The 1,951-nt window shown below is 62.7% G+C and carries 1 protein-coding gene; it reads left to right on the top strand.

The window, feature by feature from the left end:
• Positions 1 to 32: 32 nt before the first annotated feature.
• On the top strand, positions 33 to 1,951 hold a 1,919-nt coding region (locus tag ROE7235_RS19420; protein ID WP_121097677.1), incomplete at its 3' end, for a phage tail tape measure protein.

The raw sequence follows: 1,951 nt of genomic DNA, 5'->3' as shown, positions 1-1,951 counted from the left end.
CCGCCAACACGCCAGCCAAATAAGGCACCCGCATGAGCGACCTGAACATCGCCCTTATTCTGAAGTTCGTCGATCAGGCCACCGCGCCTGCGCGTGCGGCCATGCAGAATATCCAAGGGGCGGCGGAACGGGTCGAGCGGTTCGGGGCCGCGCAGATGGCGCAGGGCACCGCCATGCAAGAGGTGGCGCGCCGGAATACCAGTGAATTAAAGGGCCAAGCCATGGCCACCGTTGCGACGGCAGTCGCTCTTGCGGCAAGCCTGAACCCGGCCATCGCCTTTGAAGCACAGATGTCAAAGGTCGGCGCGGTGTCGCGCGCAACCGCCGAGGAACAGAAAGCGCTGGCCGACGCGGCGCTGCGCGAAAGTGTGCGAACGCGGTTTACCGCGACCCAGACCGCTGAGGCGATGGAATCACTGTCGATGGCGGGCCTGACGGCCGCCCAAACGATGGAGGTGCTACCGGGCGTCTTGGACCTTGCCGCAGCGTCTGGCGAAAACCTTGGTAACACGTCCAAGATCGCTACTGAAATTCTGGCAGGTTTTCGGTTGGATGTCGACCAGATGGCCCGCGTCGGCGACGTGCTGACAAACACGTTCACCAGCGCGCAGACCGACCTACAAGGCCTTGGCCTGACCATGTCCTATGCCGCGCCGGTTGCTGCGGGTCTTGGCGTAGAACTCGAAACAACCGCGGGCATGGCCGGTTTGCTGGCTGATCGGGGCTTGGCCGGTGAGAAAGGTGGCACCGCCCTGCGCGCGATCCTGTCGCGCCTTGCCGCGCCGTCGACCGACGCGCGCCGCGCGTTGGATGATCTGGGCGTGTCGATCACCGATGCCGACGGCAATATGCGGGCGCTTCCCGAAATTTTGGCCGAGATGAACACGGCAATGGACGGAATGGGGGATGCTGCCCGCACCGAGTTGAACACTGTTATTTTCGGCATGGAAGCGGCAGGCGCTGCGAATATCCTGATGGCCGAAGCCGGAGTTGGCGCGCTCCAGGATTACATCGAAAGCCTGCGCGAAACCGGCACAGCAGCCGAAATCGCGGCCCGCATGATGGACAATACGCGTGGAAATATCGACCGGATGCTGAGCGCGATCCAGTTCATGCAGGTCATGATCGGGCGTGGGTTCAACCCGGTTCTTGATGATCTGACCGAACGGGTCATCCCAATCGCTATGGAAATCGGCAACTGGGCAGATGCTAATCAGGGACTGGTCAGTACAATCGGCTGGGTGGTGGCCGGTATGGTGTTGCTCAATATCGGCGCGTTGGCCGCACAATGGGGGTTCTGGCTGCTATTTGGCTGGATGGGTAAGCTGCGCGTGGCCTTGGGTGCGCTGTTTGTCGCGTTTGGCTGGTTGGGTCGCGCGCTGGCATTCTTGGCATTTGGGTCGATGCCTGTGCTTCGGGTTGCACTACTGGCCTTGGCCAACGGCCTGCTGTTTGTCGCGCGCATGGGGCTGCTGGCGTTCTGGGGTCTGCGTGCCCTGGGCGGCTACTTGCTGGCCATTGCAGGGCGCGTGGCGCTTGCCGCCGTGGCAGTGTTTCAGGCCGTGGGCGGCGCGCTGATGTGGCTGGGCCGCGCCTTGGCTATTGCGGGCCGCGCCCTGCTGACCAACCCGATCTTTCTGGCCATCGCGGCGGTGGCGGCGGCGGTCTATGTCATTTACGACAATTGGGACGGGATCACCGCCTATTTCACGGGCAAGTTCGACCGCGTTAAAGCCGCCTTTGAAGACGGGTTTCTGGCCGGGCTGATCGCGCTCTGGCAAGAGTTCAACATCTTCACCCTGATCCGCGACGCCGCCGAGGGGCTGTTCACCTATCTGACCGGCTGGACGTTCGAGCAGGTTGGCGCTGCGCTGATTGGGTTCATCGGGTTCAACCCGTTCACCGAATTGCGCGATGCCGCCGAGGGGGTGTTCACCTATCTGACCGGCTG

The sequence above is a fragment of the Roseinatronobacter ekhonensis genome (assembly GCF_900499075.1).
Taxonomy (GTDB): domain Bacteria; phylum Pseudomonadota; class Alphaproteobacteria; order Rhodobacterales; family Rhodobacteraceae; genus Roseinatronobacter; species Roseinatronobacter ekhonensis.
The sequence above is the reverse complement of the archived record's forward strand: the minus strand, read 5'-3'. Positions and strand labels throughout refer to the sequence as shown.